Origin of the sequence: Knoellia sp. S7-12 (assembly GCF_040518285.1) — a bacterium.
Taxonomy (GTDB): Bacteria; Actinomycetota; Actinomycetes; order Actinomycetales; family Dermatophilaceae; genus Knoellia.
Genome location: NZ_CP155449.1, coordinates 963,470 through 988,086, shown reverse-complemented (window position 1 = coordinate 988,086; position 24,617 = coordinate 963,470). Strand labels below are relative to the sequence as shown.

The 24,617-nt window shown below is 68.2% G+C and carries 22 protein-coding genes and 1 pseudogene; 3 read left to right on the top strand and 20 right to left on the bottom strand.

The window, feature by feature from the left end; translation table 11 throughout:
• Positions 1 to 2: 2 nt before the first annotated feature.
• From nuoK to V6K52_RS04690, 13 genes and pseudogenes are all read right to left on the bottom strand, one after another.
• Positions 3 to 302, bottom strand: a complete 300-nt coding sequence (nuoK, locus tag V6K52_RS04750) for an NADH-quinone oxidoreductase subunit NuoK (protein ID WP_009776099.1) — start codon at positions 300 to 302, stop codon at positions 3 to 5.
• Positions 299 to 1,147 (bottom strand): NADH-quinone oxidoreductase subunit J, encoded by an 849-nt coding sequence (locus V6K52_RS04745; protein WP_353952748.1) that lies wholly within the window; start codon positions 1,145 to 1,147, stop codon positions 299 to 301. The genes nuoK and V6K52_RS04745 overlap by 4 nt, the downstream gene beginning before the upstream one ends.
• Positions 1,144 to 1,812: an NADH-quinone oxidoreductase subunit NuoI gene (gene nuoI, locus V6K52_RS04740; RefSeq protein ID WP_353952747.1), complete on the bottom strand. Its 669-nt coding sequence runs from the start codon at positions 1,810 to 1,812 to the stop codon at positions 1,144 to 1,146. Before nuoI ends, V6K52_RS04745 begins: the two co-directional genes overlap by 4 nt.
• The gene (gene nuoH, locus V6K52_RS04735; RefSeq protein WP_353952746.1) at positions 1,763 to 3,184 is read right to left on the bottom strand and encodes an NADH-quinone oxidoreductase subunit NuoH; all 1,422 of its coding nucleotides are present in this window, start codon (positions 3,182 to 3,184) and stop codon (positions 1,763 to 1,765) included. Before nuoH ends, nuoI begins: the two co-directional genes overlap by 50 nt.
• Positions 3,181 to 5,691 carry an NADH-quinone oxidoreductase subunit G gene (locus V6K52_RS04730; RefSeq protein ID WP_353952745.1) on the bottom strand — a complete coding sequence of 837 codons (2,511 nt, stop codon included), beginning with the start codon at positions 5,689 to 5,691 and terminating at the stop codon, positions 3,181 to 3,183. The genes nuoH and V6K52_RS04730 overlap by 4 nt, the downstream gene beginning before the upstream one ends.
• On the bottom strand, positions 5,688 to 7,001 hold the full coding sequence (gene nuoF, locus V6K52_RS04725; protein WP_353952744.1) for an NADH-quinone oxidoreductase subunit NuoF: 1,314 nt from the start codon (positions 6,999 to 7,001) through the stop codon (positions 5,688 to 5,690). Before nuoF ends, V6K52_RS04730 begins: the two co-directional genes overlap by 4 nt.
• 299 nt (positions 7,002 to 7,300) lie before the next feature.
• Positions 7,301 to 8,161 (bottom strand): annotated as a pseudogene (gene nuoE, locus V6K52_RS04720) (NADH-quinone oxidoreductase subunit NuoE); the annotation flags it as partial.
• Positions 8,161 to 9,597, bottom strand: a complete 1,437-nt coding sequence (locus tag V6K52_RS04715) for an NADH-quinone oxidoreductase subunit D (protein WP_353952743.1) — start codon at positions 9,595 to 9,597, stop codon at positions 8,161 to 8,163. The gene V6K52_RS04715 and the pseudogene nuoE, both read right to left, overlap by 1 nt.
• On the bottom strand, positions 9,597 to 10,409 hold the full coding sequence (locus V6K52_RS04710) for an NADH-quinone oxidoreductase subunit C (protein WP_353952742.1): 813 nt from the start codon (positions 10,407 to 10,409) through the stop codon (positions 9,597 to 9,599). Before V6K52_RS04710 ends, V6K52_RS04715 begins: the two co-directional genes overlap by 1 nt.
• Positions 10,406 to 11,002 (bottom strand): NADH-quinone oxidoreductase subunit B family protein, encoded by a 597-nt coding sequence (locus V6K52_RS04705; RefSeq protein WP_353952741.1) that lies wholly within the window; start codon positions 11,000 to 11,002, stop codon positions 10,406 to 10,408. The genes V6K52_RS04710 and V6K52_RS04705 overlap by 4 nt, the downstream gene beginning before the upstream one ends.
• Positions 11,003 to 11,063: 61 nt before the next feature.
• Entirely contained in the window at positions 11,064 to 11,426 is a 363-nt protein-coding gene (locus V6K52_RS04700; protein WP_353952740.1) for an NADH-quinone oxidoreductase subunit A, read from the bottom strand.
• On the bottom strand, positions 11,423 to 12,709 hold the full coding sequence (locus tag V6K52_RS04695; RefSeq protein WP_353952739.1) for an NAD(P)/FAD-dependent oxidoreductase: 1,287 nt from the start codon (positions 12,707 to 12,709) through the stop codon (positions 11,423 to 11,425). The genes V6K52_RS04700 and V6K52_RS04695 overlap by 4 nt, the downstream gene beginning before the upstream one ends.
• Positions 12,710 to 12,810: 101 nt before the next feature.
• Positions 12,811 to 13,506 (bottom strand): demethylmenaquinone methyltransferase, encoded by a 696-nt coding sequence (locus tag V6K52_RS04690; protein WP_353952738.1) that lies wholly within the window; start codon positions 13,504 to 13,506, stop codon positions 12,811 to 12,813.
• Between the two features lie 62 nt (positions 13,507 to 13,568).
• Here V6K52_RS04690 and V6K52_RS04685 point away from each other — a divergent pair, with 62 nt between their 5' ends.
• Together V6K52_RS04685 and V6K52_RS04680 are read left to right on the top strand one after the other, a co-directional pair.
• Positions 13,569 to 14,870 (top strand): isochorismate synthase, encoded by a 1,302-nt coding sequence (locus V6K52_RS04685; RefSeq protein WP_353952737.1) that lies wholly within the window; start codon positions 13,569 to 13,571, stop codon positions 14,868 to 14,870.
• A gap of 70 nt (positions 14,871 to 14,940) precedes the next feature.
• Entirely contained in the window at positions 14,941 to 15,603 is a 663-nt protein-coding gene (locus tag V6K52_RS04680) for an ElyC/SanA/YdcF family protein (RefSeq protein ID WP_353952736.1), read from the top strand.
• 77 nt (positions 15,604 to 15,680) lie between these two features.
• Here V6K52_RS04680 and V6K52_RS04675 read toward each other — a convergent pair whose 3' ends face one another.
• The 6 genes from V6K52_RS04675 to V6K52_RS04650 form a co-directional block, all read right to left on the bottom strand.
• Entirely contained in the window at positions 15,681 to 16,913 is a 1,233-nt protein-coding gene (locus V6K52_RS04675; protein WP_353952735.1) for a geranylgeranyl reductase family protein, read from the bottom strand.
• 25 nt (positions 16,914 to 16,938) lie between these two features.
• On the bottom strand, positions 16,939 to 18,651 hold the full coding sequence (menD, locus tag V6K52_RS04670; RefSeq protein ID WP_353952734.1) for a 2-succinyl-5-enolpyruvyl-6-hydroxy-3-cyclohexene-1-carboxylic-acid synthase: 1,713 nt from the start codon (positions 18,649 to 18,651) through the stop codon (positions 16,939 to 16,941).
• Positions 18,651 to 19,109 carry a DUF3817 domain-containing protein gene (locus V6K52_RS04665; RefSeq protein WP_353952733.1) on the bottom strand — a complete coding sequence of 153 codons (459 nt, stop codon included), beginning with the start codon at positions 19,107 to 19,109 and terminating at the stop codon, positions 18,651 to 18,653. Before V6K52_RS04665 ends, menD begins: the two co-directional genes overlap by 1 nt.
• On the bottom strand, positions 19,106 to 20,314 hold the full coding sequence (locus V6K52_RS04660; RefSeq protein ID WP_353952732.1) for a hypothetical protein: 1,209 nt from the start codon (positions 20,312 to 20,314) through the stop codon (positions 19,106 to 19,108). Before V6K52_RS04660 ends, V6K52_RS04665 begins: the two co-directional genes overlap by 4 nt.
• Positions 20,311 to 20,553, bottom strand: a complete 243-nt coding sequence (locus V6K52_RS04655; protein ID WP_353952731.1) for a hypothetical protein — start codon at positions 20,551 to 20,553, stop codon at positions 20,311 to 20,313. The genes V6K52_RS04660 and V6K52_RS04655 overlap by 4 nt, the downstream gene beginning before the upstream one ends.
• A gap of 90 nt (positions 20,554 to 20,643) precedes the next feature.
• On the bottom strand, positions 20,644 to 21,540 hold the full coding sequence (locus tag V6K52_RS04650; protein ID WP_353952730.1) for a winged helix-turn-helix transcriptional regulator: 897 nt from the start codon (positions 21,538 to 21,540) through the stop codon (positions 20,644 to 20,646).
• A 53-nt stretch (positions 21,541 to 21,593) separates the two neighbouring features.
• On the opposite strand from V6K52_RS04650, the gene V6K52_RS04645 reads away from it, so the two are divergent.
• Positions 21,594 to 22,871: an MFS transporter gene (locus V6K52_RS04645; RefSeq protein ID WP_353952729.1), complete on the top strand. Its 1,278-nt coding sequence runs from the start codon at positions 21,594 to 21,596 to the stop codon at positions 22,869 to 22,871.
• A 70-nt stretch (positions 22,872 to 22,941) separates the two neighbouring features.
• On the opposite strand, the gene V6K52_RS04640 is transcribed toward V6K52_RS04645, so the two are convergent.
• Positions 22,942 to 24,426, bottom strand: coding sequence for a DUF222 domain-containing protein (locus tag V6K52_RS04640; RefSeq protein ID WP_353952728.1), 1,485 nt, complete (start codon positions 24,424 to 24,426; stop codon positions 22,942 to 22,944).
• Positions 24,427 to 24,617 lie beyond the last annotated feature (191 nt).

The following is a 24,617-nucleotide window of genomic DNA, read 5'->3' as shown; positions in this document are numbered from 1 at the left end:
CCTTAGAGCTTCAGCAGGTTGGCATCGTCGACAGAAGCCGACCGGCGGGCACGGAAGATCGCCATGATGATGGCGAGGCCAACGACGACTTCGGCCGCAGCGACCACCATGACGAACAGGGCAATGACCTGCCCGTCGAGGTTGCCGTGCATCCGGGCGAACGTGACGAACACGAGGTTGGCCGCGTTGAGCATGAGCTCGACACCCATGAACACGACGATCGCGTTGCGCCGGGTGAGCACGACGGCGCCACCGATCACGAACAGCAGCGTCGCGAGGTAGATGTAGTTGATCAGGCTCACGGCTGGTCCTCCTTGGTGACGTCCACGTCATCGGCGTCGGTCCGCTCGGCGACGCCGTCGTTGACGCCACGAGCGTCACGGTCCTGCGCGAGGTCTCGCTCGATCTCGCGTTCTGCATCAACCCAGGGTGCGGCGGAGCCGACCTGGTCGCGCGCGGTGAGAACGCGCGAGATGGACAGCTCGCTCGGCGAACCGTCGGGCAGGAGCGCAGGGGTGTCGACCGCGTTGTGGCGGGCGTAGACACCGGGGACGGGCAGGCCAGAGAGGTTCTCTCCGCTGCGGATTCGCTTCTCGCTCCACGCACGCTGGTCGGGGCGAGCGCCCAGACGCTCGCGGTGGGCGAGCACCATCGCGGCGAGTGCGGCGGTGATGAGCAGTGCCGACGTGGCTTCGAAGACCCAGACGTAGCGGCCGAAGATGAGCTCTGCCATGCCGGACACGTTGCCGGTCTCGGTGTTGATCGCGTCGAGCTTGTTGGCCGGGCCGTCACCGATGGTGATGCGCCCGATCGCGCCCATGAGGAGAGCGGCAAGTCCGAGGGTGAGGACGATCGTCGCGGCCCGCTGACCCTTGAGGGTCTCGACGATGCTGTCGGACGAATCCACACCGACGAGCATGACGACAAAGAGGAAGAGCATCATCACGGCGCCGGTGTAGACGAAGATCTGGATGACGCCGAGGAAGTCCGCACCCTGGGCCAGATAGAAGACGCCGAGGATGATCATCGTCAGCGCCATGCCGAGCGCGGCGTGGACGGCCTTGCGGGCAAAGATCAGGCCCATGGCGCCGATGACGGCGAGGGGGGCGAGGACCCAGAAGAGGATCGCTTCTCCTGTGCTGGTCACTTGGCCACCGCCTCCTGCGTCGCGTCCTGAGCGTCCTTGGCGTGGTGTGCCTCGACCCATTCCTTCTGGGTGGCCGTGGCCTCCGAGACCTTGCCGAGGTAGTAGTCGCGTTCTTCCATGCCGCTCACCATCGGGTGCGGGGCTGGCGTCATACCGCCCTGGAGCGGTGCGAGCAGCTGCTCCTTGGTGAAGATGAGGTCGGCGCGGTTGTTGTCGGCCAGCTCGTACTCGTTGGTCATCGTCAGGGCACGCGTCGGGCAGGCCTCGATGCACAGTCCGCAGAAGATGCAGCGCAGGTAGTTGATCTGGTAGACGCGGCCGTAGCGCTCGCCTGGGCTGAACCTTCCGGCACCGCCGTTGGAGTCATCGTTGTTGGCGCCCTCGACGAGGATCGCGTCGGCCGGGCAGGCCCAGGCGCACAGCTCGCAGCCGACGCACTTCTCGAGACCGTCGGGGTGACGGTTGAGCTGGTGGCGACCGTGGAAGCGCTGCGCCGTCGGGCGCTTCACCTCGGGGTACTCGGTCGTGGCGACCTTGCGGAACATCGTCGCGAAGGTCACCCCGAACCCACCCACGGGGGCGAAGAGGTCGGACAGGAACCCGCCCTTTTTTTCTTCAGCCACGAGGGGCCTCCTTGTCGGTGAAGTCGAAGACAGCGGGACCATCCGGACGCTTGGGCGTCACGGGGTCAGCTTCGGGAAGGGCAGGTGCGCCGACGCGGGCGGTCTCGCGCAGACGCTGGCCGGGCAGCGGCGGGACGGGATAGCCACCGGCATACGGGTCGATCTCTTCCGGCGGAGCCACAGCCGCTGCTGCTTCCTTGGCGAGAGCCCGGCTGTCCCACCACCAGCCGAAGGCGAGGGCACCCACGGCCACGAGCGCGACGATCGCCAACGACGACACCGGGAAGCGACGTCCTGCGAACTCGAGCGCGGCGTCACCGAACCAGCCGTTCTGTGCACCGCGGAAGAACGCGACGAGCACGACCCAGCCGAGGGTGGCGGGGATGAGGAACTTCCAGCCGAAGCGCATGAACTGGTCGTAGCGGGTCCGGGGCAGCGAGCCGCGCAACCAGACGAAGAGGAACATGAACATCCACAGCTTGACGGTGAACCAGAGCAGGCCCCACCAACCCTCGTTGAACATGCCGTCGTTGATCGCGGCAATTCCGGGAGGTGCCTGCCAGCCACCGAGGAACATCGTCGTGGCCAGCGCGGAGACGGTGAACATGTTGATGTACTCGCCAAGGAAGAACATGGCGAAGCGCATCGAGCCGTACTCGGTGTGGAAACCACCGGTGAGTTCGCCTTCACCTTCAGCGAGATCGAACGGGAGACGGTTGGTCTCGCCGACCATCGTGATGACGTAGACGAAGAAGCTGAAGAACGCCGGAATGATGTACCAGACGCTCCCCTGCGCGGCCACGATCTGCGAGGTCGACATCGAGCCGCTGTAGAGGAAGACGGCGACGAGCGAGAGACCCATCGCGATCTCGTAGGAGATCATCTGCGCCGAGGACCGCAGCCCACCCATGAGCGGGTAGGGCGAGCCCGAGGACCAGCCAGCGAGGACGACGCCATAGATGCCGATGCCGGCGATCGCGAGGACGAAGAGCACCGAGATCGAGGAGTCGGCGAGCTGCAGCGGCGTGGTGTGACCGAACATCGTGACCTCGCCGCCGAGCGGGATGATCGCAAAGCCGATGAAGCACATCGTCGCCGTGATGAGCGGAGCGAGCGTGAAGACGAACCGGTCCGCCTTGGCGGGGGTGACGTCTTCCTTGAGCATCGCCTTCATGCCGTCGGCCAGGGTCTGGAGCAGGCCGAACGGGCCGTTGCGGTTGGGGCCGGGACGCTGCTGCATGCGACCGATGACGCGTCGCTCGAACCAGATGACCATCAACGTCGACACCAGCAGGTAGACGAAGATGATCGCCGCCTTGATGAGCGAGAGCCACCACGGCGTGTCCGAGAAGTCAGCCGTCGGGTTGTCGGTGCCTTCGGCAACAAGCGTGGTCAGGGTGAGAAGGGTGCTCATGCGGAGTCCACCTTGGTGACGGAGACGCGGATGGCCGGTGCGTCCGCGAGCGTGCCACGAAGGTCACAGCCGGCAGAGTGGGTCGGGAGCCAGACGACGTGGTCGGCCATCTCTGTCACCGTGACCGGGACGGTGATCGGGTCGGTGACGGTCGAGTCGCCGATGTCCACCGTGACGATGTCGCCGTCGATGACGCCGAGCGAGTCGGCGGTCGTGCGCGATACCTTGGCAGCGGGCTTGGGTGCGGTGCCCGCAAGGAACGGCTCGCCGTCCTGGAGCTGACCGCGGTCGAGCAGGTGGCGCCACGTCGCGAGGACGAGGTGTCCGTCCGCGGCACTCGGTACCTCGCCGGCCTCATGCTCAGGGGCCGCGTGCTTGTGTTCTTGGGACCCGGGGCCGATGCGCTCCATCTCGGAGCGGACCTCGGCCACGGTGCGGCAGCCGAGGAACTCGCCCATCTCGTCGGCGATCATGTCGAGCGCGCGGTGGTCGCTGACGTAGCCCGTCTGGATCGCCTGCTGGAAGGTGCGCACACGCCCCTCCCAGTCGACGAACGTTCCGGCCTTCTCGGCGTGCGCCGCGACGGGCAGGACCACGTCGGCGACCGCGGTGACGGCCGACTCACGGATCTCGAGGGACACGACGAAGGTGGACTCGAACGCCTGGATGGCGTCGGCTCGACCGAAGTCGAGCGGGTCGACGCCGCCCACGACGAGGGCACCGATCTTGCCGGTGCGTGCACCTTCGAGCATTGCCGCGGCGTCACGGCCGGCAGCGTCGGGAAGTCCGACAACCCCCCAGGCCGAGGCGACCTCGGCGCGAGCGGTGGCGTCAGTCACCGGACGTCCACCGGGGAGCAGTGTCGGGAAGGCGCCGGCCTCGAGGGCACCGCGCTCCCCCGCACGACGCGGGATCCACGCGAGGCGTGCACCCGTCGTCTCGGCGAGGCGGGCAGCAGCAGTCAGGGCACCGGGCACGGTGGCGAGGCGCTCACCGACGAGGATAATCGCCCCCTCGCCGCGCAGTGCCTCGGCGGCAGCCCGCACGGTGTCGGGGCCATCGCCCGCGGCACCGCTGGCCGAACCCTTGCCCAGGGCCTCGAGGACCTCGGGCTCGGTGCCGGGCGCCGTCGCGATGAGGTGACCGGAGACCTTGGTGAGCCCACGGGTCGCGACGGGCGACACGGCATACACAGTCGTCTTGTTCTTGCGCGACGCCTTGCGAAGGCGCAGGAAGACGATCGGGCTCTCGTCCTCGGGCTCGAAGCCTGCGAGGACAACGGTCTTGGCGTTCTCGAGGTCGTCATAGGTGACTCCGCCCGACTGGGGCGCGGTGAGGACGACGTTCGAGGCGAGGAACTCGGCCTCCTCGGCCGAGTGTGGCCGAGCGCGGAAGTCGACGTCGTTGGTCCCGAGGACGGTGCGCGCGAACTTGCCGTAGGCGTAGGCGTCCTCGGCGCTGACACGGCCACCGACGAGGACACCGGCAGAGGACGCAGCCTTGAGTCCGGCGGCAGCGACCTCGAGGGCCTCACGCCACGACGCGACGCGCAGCTCGCCGTCTTCGCGGACCAGAGGGAGCTCGATGCGGTCCGGCAGAGTGGCGTACTGGAAGGCCCAGCGGCCCTTGTCGCAGTTCCACTCCTCATTGACGGCCGGCTCGTTGGCGGCCATGCGACGCAGGACCGAGCCACGGCGGTGGTCGGTGCGCGTGGAGCAACCGCTCGCGCAGTGCTCACAGATGCTCGGTGTGGAGACGAGGTCGAACGGGCGGGCCCGGAACCGGTATGCCGCACCGGTCAGCGCGCCGACCGGGCAGATCTGGACGGTGTTGCCGGAGAAGTAGGACTCGAACGGCTTCTCCTCGTAGATGCCGACCTGCTGCAGGGCGCCACGCTCGACGAGTGCGATGAAAGGGTCACCGGCAACCTGCTCCGAGAAGCGGGTGCAACGCGCGCACAGGACGCAGCGCTCGCGGTCGAGCAGGACCTGGCTCGAGATGTTGATCGGCTTCGGGTAGGTGCGCTTGACGTCCTCGAAGCGGCTCACCGTGCGGCCGTTGCTCATGGCCTGGTTCTGCAGCGGGCACTCGCCACCCTTGTCGCAGACCGGGCAGTCGAGCGGGTGGTTGATGAGCAGGAACTCCATCTGCCCGTGCTGCGCCTTGTCGGCGACCGGAGAGGTGTGCTGCGTCTTGACCTGCATGCCGGGCGTGGCCGTGATCGTGCAGGAGGCCTGCGGCTTCGGCATGGGGCGGAGGGTTCCGTCCGGTCCGGGGGTGGCGACCTCGACGAGGCACTGGCGGCAGGCGCCGACCGGCTCGAGCAGCGGGTGGTCGCAGAAGCGCGGGATCTCGATCCCGACCTCTTCGGCCGCCCGGATGACGAGGGTGTTCTTGGGCACGGAGACGTCGATGCCGTCGATGGTCAGGTCGACCATCTCGACGGCCGGCTTCTCGGTCACGGCGCCGGACTTGTCGGCCGTGGTGGTCCTGGACGTGACGGTCATGCGGTCACCTTGTCCTTGTGGAAGAGCGTCGACTCACGCGAGTCGAAGGGGCAGGAACCTTGCGTCAGGTGCGCGATGTATTCCTCGCGGAAGTATTGGATGGAGCTCGTGATCGGGCTCGTCGCACCATCACCCAGCGCGCAGAAGCTGCGGCCGAGGATGTTGTCACAGATGTCGAGGAGCTTGTCGAGGTCCTCCTCGGATCCCTGACCGTGCTCGAGACGACCCAGGATCTGCTTGAGCCACCAGGTGCCCTCACGGCACGGGGTGCACTTGCCGCAGGACTCGTGCTTGTAGAAGTCGGTCCAGCGATCGACCGCGCGCACGACACAGGTCGTCTCGTCGAAGATCTGCAGGGCGCGCGTGCCGAGCATCGAGCCAGCCGCGGCGACGGACTCGAAGTCGAGCGGGGTGTCGAGGTGCTCGGCCGTGAAGAGTGGCGTCGAGGAGCCTCCGGGAGTCCAGAACTTCAGCTGCTTCTCGGGGTCGCGCATGCCACCGGCCATGTCGAGCAGCTCGCGCAACGTGATGCCGAGCGGGGCTTCGTACTGGCCCGGGTTCTTGACGTGTCCCGAGAGGCTGAAGATGCCGAAGCCCTGGGACTTCTCGGTGCCCATGTCGCCGAACCACTCGGATCCGTGGAGCAGGATCGGCGGTACGGACGCAATGGACTCGACGTTGTTGACGACGGTCGGGCGCGCATAGAGCCCGGCGACTGCCGGGAACGGCGGCTTGAGGCGCGGCTGGCCGCGACGACCCTCGAGGCTGTCGAGGAGCGCGGTCTCCTCGCCACAGATGTAGGCACCGGCACCTGCGTGCACGGTGATGTCGAGGTCGAAGCCCGAGCCGTGGATGTTCTTGCCGAGGTGACCAGCGGCATACGCCTCTTCGACGGCACGCAGGAGGCGACGGTAGACGTGGACGACTTCACCACGCAGATAGATGAAGGCGTGGTTGCAGCCGATCGCATAGGACGTGATGACGCAGCCCTCGATGAGGAACTGCGGCGCCGCCATCATCAGCGGGATGTCCTTGCACGTGCCCGGCTCGGACTCGTCGGCGTTGACGACGAGGTAGCGGGGGCCGCCGTCCGGCGGGGGCAGGAAGCCCCACTTCATGCCGGTCGGGAACCCCGCGCCACCGCGACCACGCAGACCGGAGTCCTTGGTCATCTGGACGAGGTCCGCGGGCTTGGCCGCGAGTGCCTTGGTGAGTGCCTTGTAGCCGTCGTTCTTCTCGTAGGTCTCGAGAGTCCAGCTCTGCGGGTCGTCCCAGAACTTCGTGAGGATCGGCGTCAGCGTGGTGCTCATGACTCGTCCTTCTTGCTCTTGGCGTTCTTGCGCTTGCGGGCGCTGGTCGACGTGGGGGCCTCAGGAGCAGGGTCGTCGTCGAGTGGCTCGGCGGTGCCCTCGTCGAACGAGGAGGTGACGAAACCCTCGGGACGCATCCCGCCGGTCTGGGGGGTGGCTCCCTGCGACGTCGGCGAGGCGGGCGTGCCCACGAGGGGTGCGTCCCCCTTGGGGTCGCCCTCGGCAGTGGAGGAGCCGTCATCGAAGAGGGTGTCGTCCTCTTCGTCCGGCGCCGGCGAGTCCTTGGCCGGCTTGCCGCCCGGCTTCTCGTCGGGCTCGTTGGTCGGCGCGTTGACCGAGGTGTGCCGTCCGGCCGCCTTGCCCTCGACCTTGTCGCCCTCAGCGCTGGCCTCGGTGGTGGCGTCGTCGGCTCCACCGTCCGTGGAGTCGGCGGGCTTGCCATGGTCGGCGCGCGGCGCCTCCCAGCCGTTCTCGTGCGCGACCTCGAGGCCACGCAGCGAGGCCGGTCCGGCGCCCACACCCTCGTCGGCGCGACCGTCGTGGAAGCCCGCCAGGACGCGAGACATCTGCTTGAACGAGCACACCGTGTTCGCACCGCGGGTCGGCTTCACCGGAGCGCCGGAGCGCAGGTCATCGACGAGCTGGTTGGTGGATTCCGGCGTCTGGTTGTCGAAGAACTCCCAGTTGGCCATGACGACCGGTGCGTAGTCGCACGCCGCGTTGCACTCGATGCGCTCGAGGGTGACCTTGCCGTCGTCGGTCGTCTCGTCGTGACCGACGCCCAGGTGCTCGGAGACCGAGTCCCAGATCTCGTCGCCGCCCATGATCGCGCAGAGCGTGTTGGTGCAGACGCCGACGGTGAACTCACCGTTGGGGTGGCGCTTGTATTGGGTGTAGAACGTCGCGACACCCGACACCTCGGCGCGGCTCAGCTCGAGGACCTCGGCGCAGAAGTCGATGCCACGGCCGGTGACGTAGCCGTCGACCGACTGCACGAGGTGCAGCAGCGGCAGCAGTGCCGACCGCTTCTCCGGGTAGCGCGCGATGACCTGCTCGGCATCCAGGTGCATGCCCTCAAGGACATCCGCGGGATACGGCTCCTTGGACTCTGCGGACACCGTGAGGTGCCCGGACGCCGTCTGCAATCCGTAGTGCTCCATCAGCGGTCCACGCCTCCCATGACGGGGTCGATCGAGGCCACGGCAACGATGACGTCAGCGACCTGACCGCCCTCGGAGAGTGCGGCCACGGCCTGCAGGTTGTTGAAGCTCGGGTCCCGGAAGTGCGCCCGGTAGGGACGCGTGCCGCCGTCGGACACGAGGTGACAGCCGAGCTCACCCTTGGGCGACTCGATCGGCACGTAGGCCTGACCGGCCGGCACGCGGAAACCCTCGGTGACGAGCTTGAAGTGGTGGATCAGGGACTCCATCGAGGTGCCCATGATCTCGCGGATGTGGTCGAGACTGTTGCCCTGGCCGTCGCTGCCGACGGACAGTTGCGCCGGCCACGCGATCTTCTTGTCCTGCACCATGACCGGGCCCTGGACCTTCTTGAGGCGCTCCACGCACTGTTCGATGATCTTGAGCGATTCGTACATCTCGTCGAGACGGATCCGGAGCCGGTCGTAGGCGTCGGCGCCGGTGCGGGTGACGACCTCGAAGTCATAGGTCTCGTAGCCGCAGTAGGGCTGGCTCTTGCGCAGGTCGTGCGGGAGCCCGGTCGAGCGCAGGATCGGACCGGTGATGCCCAGGGCCATGCAGCCGGCGAGGTCGAGGTAGCCGACGTTCTTGGTGCGGCCCTTGAGGATCGGGTTCTCATTGAGCAGCAGCTCGAGCTCGCGGATCCCGCGACGCAGTTCGACGACGGTGCCGTTGATCTGGTCCAGGCAGCCGTGCGGCAGGTCCTGCGCCACTCCGCCGGGGCGGATGTAGGCGTTGTTCATGCGCAGGCCGGTGACGGTCTCGAAGATGCGCAGGATGCGCTCGCGCTCACGGAAGCCGACGGTCATGACGGTCGTCGCGCCGAGCTCCATGCCACCGGTGCCGAGGCACACGAGGTGGGAGTTGATCCGGGTGAGTTCCATCATGAGGACGCGGATGATGCTCGCGCGCTCCGGGATCTGGTCCTCGATGCCCAGGAGCCGCTCAATGCCCAGGCAGTAGGTCGTCTCCTGGAACATCGGCGTGAGGTAGTCCATGCGCGTGCAGAAGGTCACCCCCTGCACCCAGTTGCGGTACTCCATGTTCTTCTCGATGCCCGTGTGCAAGTAGCCGATTCCCGCACGGGCCTCGGTGACCGTCTCACCGTCGAGCTCAAGGATGAGACGGAGCACGCCGTGCGTCGACGGGTGCTGCGGCCCCATGTTGACGACGATGCGCTCCTCGTGGAGTGCGGTCGCCTCGTCGACGAGGTCACCCCAGTCGCCACCGGTCGCGTTGAACACGCGGGCGCCGTCCTCGCGGTCGGCGTCCGTTGTGGCGTAGGGATCGTTCTGTCCATCGCCCAGAGCCGAGTCGAGCCCGGGGCTCTGCTCGTGCGCCGGAATGTCTTCGTAGACCGTGTCTGCCGTGTTCTTGTCAGTGTCTTGAGTGGCCATCAGTTGTACGACCTCCGCTCGTCGGGCGGCGGTACGGTGCCGCCCTTGTATTCCACGGGGATGCCACCCAGCGGATAGTCCTTGCGCTGGGGGTGGCCCGGCCAGTCGTCCGGCATCAGGATGCGGGTGAGGGCGGGGTGGCCCTCGAAGACGATGCCGAACATGTCCCAGGTCTCGCGCTCGTGCCAGTCGGCCGCCGGATAGGTGTCGACGACCGAGGGGATGCGCGCGTCGTCATCGGGCGCGCTCACCTCGAGGCGGACGCGGCGGTTATGGGTGATCGAGAGCAGGTGATAGACGGCGTGCAGCTCGCGCCCGGCCTCGTTGGGGAAGTGCACACCCGAGACGCCGGTGCAGATCTCGAAACGCAGGGCCGGGTCGTCGCGCAGGGCGCGAGCGACGGTCGGCAGGGCTTCGCGGGCGATGTGCAGTGTCAGCTCGCCACGGTCGACGACGACCCGCTCAATGCTTTTTGCGTATGCCGTGTCGCCCGTCTCGCCAAGAGCCTTGCCGAGCGTGTCGGTCAGCTCGTCGAAGTAGCCGCCGTAGGGCTTCTGCGACGCACCGGGAAGGAGGATGGGGGTGCGCAGGCCGCCGTAGCCGGTGGTGTCGCTCCCCCGCGTGGGGCCGAACATCCCGCGGCGTTCGCCGATCTGGACGGGTGCGGTGTCGCCGGCGGCCTGCGCCTGCGTGAGGTCAAGGTCGCTCGCGTGGAGATCACCGGAATCCAACACAGGTTCCGCAGGTGTCGCCTTCGGCTCATCCGCCTTCTCAGCGGGCTTGGCGTTGTCTTTGGCGGGCTTGTCGCTCATGCGAGGAGATTCCTCCCGGGCGTCGCCGTGAGGGCGTCGTGGTCGTGGGTCGGCTGCATGAGGTGCGTCGGGGTGGCGCGCAGGGCTGCTTCCTCGGCGGCGCGAGCGGCGGCGATCCGGTTGACGCCGAGCTTGGAGTTCTGGATCTGGTCGTGGAGCTCGATAATCGCGTTGAGCAGCATCTCAGGCCGCGGCGGGCAGCCGGGCAGATAGATGTCGACCGGGATGATGTGGTCGACGCCCTGCACGATCGCGTAGTTGTTGAACATGCCGCCCGAGCTGGCGCACACACCCATCGAGATGACCCACTTGGGGTTGGGCATCTGGTCGTAGACCTGACGGACGACCGGCGCCATCTTGTTGGACACGCGTCCGGCGACGATCATCAGGTCGGCCTGGCGCGGCGTCGCCGAGAAGCGCTCCATGCCGAAGCGGGCGATGTCGTAGTCCGGTGTGCCGACGGCCATCATCTCGATGGCGCAGCAGGCGAGGCCGAACGTGGCCGGCCAGATCGAGGCCTTGCGCATGTATCCGGCGACGTTCTCGAGCGTCGTCAGGACAAAGCCTGCGGGCAGCTTCTCCTCGAGTCCCATCAGCGAACCCTTCCAGTCAGATCAAAGGCAGCACCCGGCATACCCGGCATACAGGAGGTCATCAGTCCCATTCCAGTCCGCCGCGCTTCCACACATAGGCGTAGGCGACGAACACGGTGAGGATGAACAGCACCATCTCCACGAGGGCGAACAGTCCGAGGGAATCGAAGGCGACGGCGAACGGGTAGAGGAACACCGACTCGATGTCGAAGATGATGAAGAGCATCGCCGTGAGGAAGTACTTGATCGGCACGCGACCACCGCCGGTTGCACGCGGCGAGGGTTGGATCCCGCACTCGTACGGCTCGGACTTCGCGCGGTTGTAGCGCTTGGGTCCCACGACGAGGCTGGTGCCCACCGACAACGCGGCAAATCCGAAGCCGAGTGCCAGGAGGAAGAGGATCGGGACGTAGGGGTTGCTCATCGCTGATCAACTCCCCTTTCGGTGCCTGGGTGTGCGGCGGCTCGGATCACGCGCCCCATCGTAGAGGGCGTGACGCAGGTCTCAACTGCAGGATTGTTCGGCGTGGTGAGGCGGCCCAGCACGAGCTTCATGAGGCGCTCTCGTGGCAGGGCGTAGGTCGTGGCCAGGTGAGTGATCCACGGGCGGTCGATGAGGCGGGCAGCGACGCGGCCGAGGGTGCGCCGCCGTCCCAGTGCACCGTCCACAAGCGTGGCGTATGCCGCGAGCACACCTTCGCGTTCGGCGGCAGTTCCGTGGGCAAGGGCTGCGGCGACGACCTCAGCAGCGACGCGTCCCGATGCCAGTGCGGCAGTGAGGCCCTCGCCGGTCAGCGGGTCCGCGAGCTGGGCTGCGTCGCCGACGCGCAGGACGCCGTTCGCGTAGCGGGGACCAGCGTCGCGATGAGTGCCCAGGCGGGAACCGCTGATGGGCGCGGTCATCGTCGCGTCGGTGAGCTGCCAGTTGGCCGGCAGCGCGGTGAGCCACTGCCGGAGGACGAAGGCGCACTTGTCGGTTGTTGCGCTCGTGTCATCGGCCAGGGCTCCGACACCGACGGTGACGTGGCCGTCGCCACGGCCGACGATCCAGCCGTGACCGGGCAGGCGCGTGCCTGCAGCGTCGGAGAGTTCGAGCCAGGACTCGAGGTGGTCGTCGCTGTGGCGCGGGCTGACGAAGTCCGCGGTCGCGGCCACGCCTGACCTGGCGCCTTGCACGCCTGCCCCTGCACCCGAGGCGTCGATGACGACGGCGGCCTCGACCGTGAGGCCGTCAGCGGACACGCCGCTCACCCGGCCGGACGCATCGGTCGTGAGGCCGGTGACCTCGGTGGCGCGACGAAGGCGCGCGCCGCGAGACACGGCATACGCCGAAAGGCTCTCGTCGAGAGCGGCGCGCGACCGGACGAATCCACGTCCGGGGCGGCCGGCGACGTCGGGCCACGCGAGAGCCAGGCGCATCCCGCCGCCGACGAAGCGGACGCCCGTCGCGCGGTGCCAGCCCTCGGTGTCGGCCTGCGTCAGACCCAGGGCGTCGAGCTCGGCGACGGCGCGCGGTGACAGGACTTCGGCGCCCCTGCGAGCGGTGGTGCTGGGAGTGCGTTCGAGGACAAGGACGTCGATTCCAGCTGCGCCCAGGTGTGCCGCAGCAGCGGAACCGGCGGGGCCGGCTCCGATGACGACGACGTCCGCGCGATCAGAGTCGCGGACGGCACTGGCGAGGCCAGCGGCAGCTTGGGCGAGGATCAACGACACACCTTGCTTGTGAAAGTCTTCACGAACACCGACCCACTCTATGCAGCCGAATTGTCGGCGCTCACTAAGGCGAACCTAAGTGCGCGGAGGCTGCCTCAGAGCGACTTGGTGCCCCGGTGCAGGGCTACGATGCCGCCACTCAGGTTGCGCCAGGCGACGTCGCTCCAACCAGCCTGCGCGACCCGGGTTGCGAGCGCCTTCTGGTCGGGCCACGCCTGGATCGACTCGGCGAGGTAGACGTAGGACTCGGGGTTGGAGCTCACCTTGCGGGCCACACGGGGCAGGGCCGCCATGAGGTACTCGCTGTAGACCTTGCGGAACGGCCCGTTGACCGGCTGGCTGAACTCGCACACGACGAGGCGCCCGCCCGGCTTGGTGACGCGAGCGAACTCACGCAGCGCCGCGTCGGTGTCGGCGACGTTGCGCAGCCCGAACGACATCGTCACCACGTCGAACGACTCGTCGGCGAAGGGGAGGCGCATCGCGTCGGCGGCGGTGAAGCCGAGATCGTCACGACGCTTCTTGCCGACGCGCAGCATGCCGAGCGAGAAGTCGGCGGGGACGACGTGGACACCCTTGTCGGCGAACGGCTCGCTCGACGTCCCGGTGCCGGCGGCGATGTCGAGGACCCGCTCCCCCGGCTGTGCGGCGACTGCCTGGAGGACGGCTCGTCGCCACAGCCGGTCCTGGCCGAGGGAGAGCACGTCATTGGTCACGTCGTACCTCTCGGCGACGTCGTCGAACATCGCCGCGACGTCGCGGGGGTCCTTGTCGAGGGAGGCGCGGCTCATGTCGCCATCATCTCACCGCGCCCATTCGGGGACCGCCGCCCCTCGGGGTTACGCTCAGCGTGATGACGTCCCAGCCCACGTCCGAAACGGACATTGCGCCCCACGCGCCCCTCGTCGCCCGCACCGTCGCGCTGTCCCCCGCGGACGGCACGGCCCTGCTGGCACTTCTGCCTGCCACGAGTGCGCGCGACACCACTTCATGGGTTCGCCGTGGCGACGGCCTCGTCGGCTGGGGCCGCACGGCATCGGTCACGGCACATGGCGCCGATCGCTTTGCCGCGCTGGAGTCGTGGTGGCGTGAGGTCTCGGGGTCCGCAGTCGTGCGCGACGAGGTCGACCTTCCGGGAACCGGACCCGTCGCCTTCGGCGCGATCTCGTATGCCGCCGACTCACCTTCCGGCGCCACTCTCGTCGTGCCTTCGGTCGTCGTCGGTCGCCGGGGTGACCAGTGGTGGGTGACGACGACGTCCACGGATGCGCTTCCCCCGAGCATCGAGCCGGTGGCTACGTCGGACCCTTTGTCTCCGGGCGAGGTGTCGTTTGCCGACGGCTCCCTGTCACCGACCGAGTGGGCCGGGGCCGTGGCCGAGGCGGTGTCCCGCATCCAGGCGGGCGAGCTCGACAAGGTCGTGCTGGCCCGCGATCTGGACGTGCGGACGGCTGCGCCGATCGACGTGCGGTGGCTGTTGGGGCGGCTGGCCGAGAGCTATGAGTCGACGTGGGTCTTTGCCGTCGACGGACTCGTCGGGGCAACTCCCGAGATGTTGGTTCGCCGCGAGAAGGGTCTCGTGACCTCTCGGGTCCTGGCCGGCACGATCCGTCGCACCGGTGATGACGATCACGACTTGGCACTGGCGGCGTCGCTGGCCCGCTCGTCGAAGGACCTCGAGGAGCATGAGTACGCCGTGCGCTCGGTCGCCGATGCCCTTGCACCGCACTGCTCCTCGATGAATGTCCCCGAGGCACCGTTCGTCCTGCACCTGTCCAATGTCATGCACCTGGCGACCGATGTCGCGGGTGTGCTGACCGACGCCACGACGTCGCTGGCGCTGGCTGAGTCGCTGCACCCGAGCGCTGCCGTGTGCGGGACGCCGACGTTGGTGGCCGATGCGTTGATCACCGAGCTCGAACACATGGACCGCGGCCGCTATGCCGGACCTGTGGGTTGGATGGATGCCAGTGGTGACGGAGAGTGGGGAATCGCGTTGCGGTCAGGGGCGATTCACCCCAATGACGATCAGCGCATGTCGCTCTACGCCGGGTGCGGCATCGTCGCCGGCTCCGACCCGGAGTCCGAGGTGGCGGAGTCGGACGCCAAGCTCATCCCCATGCGCGACGCCCTCACCTCCGCCCCGCGTCCCTAACTCGCCAATTCCTCCCCTCCGGGACAGACACGCCGGTATGCCGTCCGCCTACCGCTGGCAGACTGAGCGCGTGAAGGAGTTGTGGGGACGACGGGCGGTCCGGATCCTGGCCGTGCCGGTCGTCATCGGACTCCTCGGGGTGCTGGTGCCATGGGCTTGGGTGCTGATCGCATCTGTGGGACGGGTGCACAACGCGGCCGATGCCCCGGAGGCGCCGGTCGCGCTGGTCCTCGGTGCAGGGCTCATGGGCGGCCGTCCGAGTCCCTACCTTGCTGCCCGGCTCGACGCGGCCAAGGACCTGCACGAGGACGGCAAGGTTCGCGTGATCCTCGTATCCGGCGACAACCGCACCCATGCCTACGACGAGCCGACGGCGATGCGCGACTACCTGGTGGCAGCGGGGGTGCCGACGGAGGACGTCGTCCTTGACTTCGCCGGTCGGGACACCTATGACTCGTGCCAGCGCGCCCACCGCATCTTTGGCGTCGACGAGGTCACCGTCATCTCGCAGCGCTATCACGTGGGCCGGGCGGTGGCACTGTGCCGGGCGGCCGGGATGACAACGCACGGGGTGGGTGACACCACGATGCGCGATCGCTATCCACGAGAGTGGTGGATCGGCTGGGTGCGCGAGAAGCTCGCCAACATCAAGGCCGTGGGCGATGTCGTCACCGGGCGCGATCCGGTCCTCGGGCAGCCCGAACCCGGCATCCGCGACGCCCTCGCCCGCTGACCACTCAATCGGGGCACGCTGCTGCTCATCGACGACTGGTGAACCGCAGGTAGTCCGAGTTGCCCTCGCGACTTCGCTCAGGTGAAGGGTGGGCGGTGCTCGAGGCGCACAGACTGGCGGCCAGCCCAGCGCCATACACGGGCGGCAGAGTCGCGGTCCTCGTCGGTCACGAGGTTGCCCATCCAGCGCAGGGCCAGAGTCATGAGCCATTCCGAACGCATGCCGGCAGGGCCGAGCGCGGGCAGGATCCGCGGCACGGTCACGACTCCAGCGAGGCGACGAGCAATGGAGAACGCCTCGCCGTAGTGCTCCTTGAGCAGCGCCGGCCACGTGACCGACAGGTCGGTGTCGAGCAGGTCGACGACGAACCGCCCTGACTCGAGCCCGTAGTCGATGCCCTCGCCATTGAGGGGATTCACGCACGCGGCGGCGTCACCGATGAGCGCCCAGTTCGGGCCGGCAACACCACTCACGGCCCCACCCATGGGCAGCAGCGCACTGGTCGCCAACCGAGCCTCGCCCTGCAGCCCGAAGTCCCTGCGGCACTCCTCGACATAGCGCGCCATGAGCGGCTTGATCGCCACCTCGGCGGGCCGCTTGGTCGTCGCGAGTGTGCCTGCGCCGACGTTCACCTGGCCACCACCGAGCGGGAAGATCCAGCCGTAGCCCGACAGGATCTCGCCCTCCTCACCACGCAGCTCGAGGTGGCTGCTGATCCACGGGTCGTCAGCCTGCGTCGAGTCGACGTAGCAACGACCGGCCACGGCGTAGACGGTGTCCTTGTGCCACACGCGACCGAGCACCTTGCCGAGGCCGGACCGCACGCCGTCGGCGACGATGAGCCTCTCGCACTCGATCTCGAAGCTCTCGCCGTCGCGCTGGAACGTCACGGCCTTCACGCGCCCACCCTCGATCCGGGCATCGACGGCCTTGGCCCCTTCGACCCCGACGGCACCGGACTTCAGCGCGGCCGTGCGCAGGTGGTCGTCGAGTTCGGTCCGGGCCACGGCCGAGCCCCAGTCGGGCAACGACCCCCCGGGCCAGGGCAGTTCGAGCACCTGACCGAAGCCGTGAGCCTTGAGCCCGTGGTTCACGGTGTGCCCACGCAGCCACTCGTCGAGCCCGAGCCGGGTGAGCTCGGCGATCGCCCGTGGCGTCAGTCCGTCACCGCAGGTCTTGTCGCGCGGGAAGACTGCGGCGTCGGCGAGCACCACGTCACGTCCGGAGCGCGCCGCCCAGTTCGCCGCAGCGGAACCGGCCGGACCGGCTCCGACGACGAGGACATCGGTGCGAGTGGGGGTCGTGGTCACGGGCTCATTCTCGCAAGCCGGGGGCTCACGTCGAAATCAGGGCCTCGCGCGCGATCCGTCGCAACCGCTCGTGGGCGCCGCGGTGCGACTCCGCGTCGATGGGCACCTCGACGACGGTGATCCCGTCGGGGGGCGCGGACAGCGCTTCGGCTGCCGCTTCGCGTGTCTCCGCAAGGACGTGGCGTATGCCGTGTGCTCGGCACAGTGCCTCGAAGTCGGTTCCCGTTGGGGTGGCAAAGATGCGACCAAAGTCGGCGCTTCGTTCGGGTGCTCCGTGCTCGAGAGTGCGGAAGATGCCGCCACCGCCGTCGTTGGTGACGAGGACGGTGAGGTCGGGGCGGGGCTCGTCCGGACCCATGGCCAACGCGTTTGAGTCGTGGAGGAAAGTCAGGTCGCCCACCCAGGCATAACTCGGCGCATCAGTGGTGAGCGCCAGTCCGATGGCGGTCGAGAGGCAGCCGTCGATGCCGGCGAGGCCGCGATTGGCGACGACCGTGATCGGCGAGTCACGACGCATGCCGAGGTCGAGGTCGCGCACCGGGTTGGACGAGCCCACGAAGAGCTGGGCGCCTTCGGGCAGCGCCTTTGCCACGACGGAAGCCACGGCCAGACCAGTCCCCCACGGCGATCGTTGATCCTGAACCGCCTGTGCCACAACCGATCCAGCACTGTGCCATGCCTCAAGCCACTCAATGTCCGGCTCGTGCTCGTTCGTGTCTGTGAACACCGTGATCGGGTGCACAGCATGGGCCACATGCCCAGGGTCGGCCCAGTCGGGGGTGGGCGTACACACCTCCACTCGAATGCCCTCGGTCCGGAGCAGCGTTGCCACTGCCCTGGACAACGTCACGCGGCCGACGACGAGGACGCGCTCCGGGAGCTTCTGCGCGAGCCAGCCTGGTTCCGTCAGCAGGAGCGGTCCGTGCGGCATGAGCATGGACCTGTCATGGTCGCCGAACGGCTCGGCGATGACGGGGTAGCCGTGCCGATCAGCCCAGTCGACCACGTAGTGCGATGAGAGGGATGAAGCGGCGAGGTCGCCCAGGACAACAAGGGTGCGCGGCAGGTGCTCGACACCTCCCCAGGACATCGGGAAGGAGGGAGCAGGCGGCATGACCCACGGACGCTCTCCGTCGCGCCCCTGATGAGCCAGGGTCGTCGTGCCTTCGAGGTCTGGGGTGAGCGGGTCGCGGAAGGCGACGTTGAGGTGGACGGGACCACCGGCGCCTGCCGACGCACCACTCAACAGGTCTGCGCGCGCGGCCGCGAGCGCCCGACACACGGTCGTGCGGTGAAAGGCACCCACGGACTCGACCAACTCGGGCGCCGGGAGGTCAGCGGACCAGCGCACGGCCGCCCCGAAGATCCCCGGCTGCACCGTGGTCTGGTTGGCGCCCGTCCCCCGCAACTCGGCCGGACGGTCGGCCGAAAGCACGACCAGCGGCACTCCGGTGTGGTGCGCCTCCAACACGGCGGGGTGCAGGTTTGCGACAGCCGTGCCTGACGTCATGATGACGGGAACCGGTGTGTGAGAACCCTTTGCTAGCCCCAAGGCCAGGAAGCCGGCCGTGCGTTCGTCGACTCTCACATGAAGACGAAGTCGACCTTCACGCTCGGCCTGCTGGACGGCATACGCCAGGGGCGCGGAGCGCGAACCGGGAGCGAGCACAACCTCGCGAACGCCACCACGGATCAGCTCGTCGACGAGGACGCGAGCAAGCGCGGTGGACGGGTTCATCAGCTACCCGATGCCGGCGGGCCGACGAAGAGGGCCACGCCGGTGAGGCCGACGACTGCCACGACCCCGACCACGGCCGCGAGGGCCGGGTTGCGCGTGAGCCAGGCCAGCAGACGCTCGGCGAAGGAGGCCGGCGCCTCACCGCCAGCACCGAAGCGCCACGACCCTTCGAGCTGCCCGGCGGACTCAGCGCTCTTGTCGAAGAGGACCGTCGCGAACGGAGGCACGGCGCTCACCAGCGCGAGCAAACCGGTGCGGAGCGACCACTTCTGGTTGACCCATGTGGCCAGGGCGATCAGCCCGTAGGCGATGAACACGACCCCGTGCACCATCCCGAAGATCCGCACGCCGAGCTCGGTCGTCTCGGTGACGTACTTGAGGAACATCCCGATGAGGAGAAGGGCCCAGGTGATCGCCTCGGCGATGGCTACCCGGCGGAACAGCAGTTTGGGGGTCACGAGTCGCGATTCTGCCACCGTCGCTCCGACCGGAACTCATGCACCACGGGCTTGGCGCCAGCGGCGGGGGCCAGCGCGGGTGCCAGGTCGCGCCGCCACGCAGCCAGCGAAACGTCGGGCGACCGGTCAGCCTGTGCGGCCACCCGCCGGTAGAGCCCCAGGTCGTGGAACCGGAACACTCCCTTTGCGGTGGCCGCGGCGCTGGACGTCACCGTCGTCCAGTTCCCCCGACCGGGCGGTGGTGAGACGTCGAGGACGTGCACCGGATCCCCCGCCTGCTGCAGTGACAGCACCGATGTCGAGTCCGGGATGGGGAACTCGTCAACGGGTGAACCCGCCGTGACCATCTGCGTCACCCGATGACGCCGGGTGAACTCAGGGTCCGAGGCCAGTGCGGCGGCGACGATCCCACCCTGGCTGAAGCCCGCGAGGACGACTCGATCGCGGGGACCGGCGCGACCTGCCTGGGCCCGCTCCAGCGCCTTGACCGCCGCGATCTTGGACGCACTCGTCGCCTCGAGCATGAGCGAGACGTTGGCGGGCCAGTCCATCGGAACCTCTCCTGCACTCTCGATGCCACCGTGAGTGCCCGGGACCTGCATGACCCATGTCGTCGACCCGTCTGCGCAGGGCAACTCGATCACGCGGACCCGACCCTCAAACCCGAGTGAGTCGATGCCGGCGAGAAGCGACTCAGCGGACTTGGGCACCGGCACGGCGCCTCGCGGCTCAGCAGGCGTCAACACCACGTCCCAACCGTCGCCCTCGTCCAACACGCCAAATGCGCGCCCCGTGACGTGGGTGATCAGCCAGGCGATGCCCATGGCCTGCGCGTGCACCCCCGAGACCAGATCGCGCGCCGCCCCCTCGGCCCATTCGTAGTTGGTGGCTGCACTCGACACGGAGTCGGCGAGCTCGCGAAGTCGCTCCATGGCGCCAGCAACATCCGAGATCAGGTCGGCGAGCTCTCGTCGGCACCGGCCCACGAGGGGTGCCAGATCGATGGGCGCCCCGAGCGCTCGAGCTCCCAGTCCCCAGTCGGGCCCGACAACGGGCGCCGCCGTGGTCAGCTCGATGTCAGACTCTCGCGGCGTGTCCCGTGCGATGGATTCGGCAGTGCGGCGCATCCGAGCGGCCGCGGCTCTCAGGTCGCCCACAGCCACTTCGATCCCACCCTTGCCCCCCGTGACCTCGAGGTCGCTCACGCTGCCCGCTCGGCCTCGCCGGCCACGCGATCGAGGAGGTCCGCGACGGCATCCTCACGGTCGGCAAGCTCTCGCAACTCGCGCACCCGGCGGGCGATGAGACGCCGGAACTCCTGCGCCGACGGCGAGCGCCAGCTCAACTCGGACACCTTCATCAGCATCGCGGACTCCGCGCGGGTGGCGTCTGCGGCCAGCCGCCATCGACGTGCCCGCTCCCTCAGATCCCCTGTGTTGACCATGCGAACAGCCAACTCCTGCACCTTCATTCGCGTCCACACGATTCCTAGATCTGTGGACAACTGCGTCATCATCGCCACCCTGTGGACAGCTCAGGTGGAGCTCGTGGCCCCTCCGAACAGCTGATCCACAACGTTGAGCATCTCGCTCGCAGACGCTGCCGGGTCGGTCACTGGAGCTTGCACAGCACGCACCACACCCTCCGGGTCGACGACAAGCGTCACGCGCTTGAGCCGGTCCACGCCACCCGAGCGGAATGTCGGCAAACGCAGCGTTCCCGCCAACATCAGGTCCTCGTCCGACAACAGCACATAGGGCAGACCAGCATGGGACGCAAAGGCCGACTGCTGATCGGGCCGCTGGGTACTCACGCCGTGCACCACGACCCCGCACGCCGCAAACGCGGCATGCTGCGCGGCATACGCGTTCGCCTCCACGGTGCAACCAGCGGCGCCCGGGATGTCACCCCAACCGGCTGGATAGCCCTGCGCCGCAGGCGCCCAGGCGCCCGGCATACAGAAGAGGACCGTCCACGAACCAGACGACGACAGACCAACGGGTATGCCGTCGTGCCCTGTCAGCGTGACCGGTGGCAGTGCGTGCCCCACGAGATCCGCGACGCGGCGCGACTCGGCCGAGTCGGCCGTGACGCCGGCGCTCACCGAGCCGTCTCCGAGGACATGCCGGGCGCCCCAGTCCTGCAGCGCGACAAGAACCGGCAGGAGCCCCTCACCCTTGGGGGTCAAGACGTAGTCGTGCCGAGGCGGTCGCGTCGAGTAGGCGACCTTGTCGAGGACGCCGTCGGCCACGAGCCCGCCCAGCCGCTCGGTGAGCGCCCGGCGACTGATGCCGAGTCCTCGCTGCAGGGCATCGAAGCGGGTCACTCCCCCGGCGACGTCACGCACGATGAGGAAGGTCCACCCGTCCCCGAGCACGCCGAGGGACTGGGCGATGCCGCAGTCCTCGTCGGCCAGGTCCTCTCGTCGCACTTCATGAGTATAGTCCGTTCCACATTGGAACTCACTAGCCCGGGAGACACCCCATGACGAGGGACGCCCGCTCGTTCTGGACCTACTGGACCGCGAGCGCTACGAGCAACCTTGGCACCGCCGTCGGAGGAATTGCCCTCCCTCTCACGGCGATCACCGTGCTCGACGCCACCGCGTTCCAGATGGGTCTCATCGCAGCAGCCGCGAGCGCCGCGTGGCTCGTGATCGGACTGCCCTCAGGCGCTCTCGTGGCCCGCCTTCCGCTGCGCGGCACCCAGGTGACCATGGACCTGGCTCGGGCCCTGGCCGTCGTGTCGGTCCCGCTGGCCTGGTGGTCGGGGCACCTGAGCATCGTGCAGTTGGTCGTCGTGGCTTTGGTCATCGGTTTTGCTGACGTGGTTTTCGACGTCGCGAACTCAACCTTCCTGCCGCAGGTCGTGCCACGAGACCAGCTGCACGAGCGCAACAGCCTCATGTCGGCGACGCACGCCACAACCCAGCTGGGCGGGCCCTCCCTCGGCGGTCTCGCGATAGCACTGTTGGGAGCCGTGCCCACCCTGCTCGTCGACGCGGTGAGCTACCTCGTCTCTGCCGCGCTCCTGCGCAGCCTCCCGGCGAGGCCTCCGGCTACTGCTGGCAATGCCGACCGGCCATCGATGCGACAGATGATCGGCGAGGGTTGGCGCTTCGTGACCCGCCACCCCGTCATGGCTCCATGCATGTGGGCTGCGACTGCCGTCAACTTCGTTTGCGGCGCCCAGCTGGCGCTCTTCGCGCTCTATCTCGTCCGAGACCTTGACACCCCCGCGGCGTTCGTCGGCTTCCTCCTCGCTGCTGAGGGCGTGGGAGCACTCATCGGCGCGGCACTGTCTCCGCGTGTCGTCCGGGCACTCGGTTCCGCGCGAGCGTGCGTCGCTGCGTCGATCGTGTCGTTCATCGGCGGGCTGCTCATTCCGATGGGCACAGGCTGGGTCGCCTGGGCCTGCTTCGCGATCGGCAACATGGTCTTCGCCGGCGGGGTCGTCATCTTCAGCATCGCCACCCGCACCTATCGGCAACAGGCGAGCCCACCCGAGCTGCTGTCGCGGGTTATGGCGACGGTGCGCTTCGTGTCCTGGGGCGCCCTCCCAGTGGGTGGACTCGTCGCTGGCCTCGTCGCGACCTGGATCGGCGCCCGATGGGCTCTCGTGGTCTTCGCCGTAGTCGGCATCATCAACGTCGCCGTCATGCTCACGAGCCGCGTCGGGAAGTTGCGCGACCTCACCGACCTGGACGAGACCGACGGATCGGACACCCCCGCCTCGCTGAGCGGGCGTAGCGACCCCTCGTAATGCTCCGTGATCTCGCCGTCGCGGTTCAAGGTTTGATGCGAGAGACGCATAGGGCGTACTCGACCTGAGGTCAGGCAACCCATGCTTCGTCGGACAGGAACCAATCGTCGGGTGGGTCCGGGATCCAGCCACCCCAGGGGTCTTCCGGTAGTGGTCGGTCTTGGAGGTGGACGTCACTAACCCACTCGTCAGGAACGGTGTCGGGCGCCCGCCAGCCTTCGCCGAGGATGGGTGGTGCGGTGGCGTCGTGGACTCGACCCGTCGGGGTCTGGGTGCGTATGCGATGTGATCCGGTGCCGTCGAGCCCGGTGGACTCGACGGTCGTGTGCCACCCGGGCTCTTCCTTGACCAAGTTGTGGCGCTTGCACAGGCCACCACCATTGGCGCCAGTCGTGGCACCGTCGTCGTGCACCGCGTGGACGTGGTCGGACTCGGTCGCTGGGGCGTCGCACCAGGGGACGCGACACGTGGGGTCGCGCAGCTCGAGGAAGCGGCGGAGTCCCCCGAGGAACAGGCGGCGTTTGGAGTCGAGGGCGACCAGGTCACGACCTGTGGGGTCGGTGAACAGGCGCCGCAGCCAGAGGCCGCTCTTGGGGTCGCTGTCGTCGGCGCGGTCCAGGAGGGCGGCGATGTGGGCGCGGGCTTCAGCGCCGGGAATGGGACCCCAGCCCGGGATGGTCGCGACGTCATCACCCGGGGCCTTGCCACCGAATGCTGCAGGCAGGAGGACTGTGTCGGTCATGACGAGACTGACCTCAACCTGTTGCGGCTGACCCTTCGCACGCCCAGAGAGCAGCTCCAGGGCACGATCAGCCAGCCATGCACCCTTGCCGCGAGTGTCGGCACGAGCCGCGGCTGCCGCAGCTTCCCACTCATCGGCGGGCAGATCCGGGTCGATGACGTTGCGTCGACCTTCCTCACCCAGCAGCGCGACGTGCGCACCGATGATCTCTTTCATCGGCCCCAGGATCGACAGCCACGCCATCCCGTCCGCAGCCGCCCGCACACTCATCCGACGGGACGCGACCGCACGCCGATTCCGTTCAGCCAACGACTCCGCATCCAAAGCCGCACCTGCGCGACGAGCAGCCCCAGCCAACGCCTTGTCCCCAAGACTGGCAATCGTCGGTGCCAGCCGGCGGTCGACCTCGCCCCGGTGCTCAACGCTCAGGCACGCCGTCTCACGCACCACGATCATCGCCCGCCGCTCGCTGATCTCGCCCCGCTCCAGCGCGCCCATCGTCAACGGCATCTCGCCCACAAGGGCCTTGGCCACCCCAACATGCTGATCCGCCAACGTCGGCGAACACCGACGAGCCAACGCCAGATCGGCGCGCACACTGCGCGAGTCCTCACCCAACGCCTCCCGATCCACCACCGCAGCAGCAGTCAGACGCGCCTGCGCCGCAGCAGCTGCACCCTTCAACGCCTCCAGCGCAGACACCACCGCGACCCGCTCCGACTGCGTCAAACCCTCCGGGTTCACGTCCGCGAGCGAGGACACGACGAAGCGGACCTGAACCTCAGGCCCTTCAAGTGTTGGCGTCCCCGTCATACCTCTCATCGTACACCTGTTCGGTGACACTCAAAAGGTTATCCACACGCGAATTCACTTGCAGCACAACCGAACTGCTCAAGCCGCGGCCTCCGCGAGCACGGCCGCAAAGGCCGCCACGCCCCACTGCTGGCCGCCACCTCAGAAGTCCATCAGAGACCTCTGACACCCGCGAACGGAAGGGCCTGAGA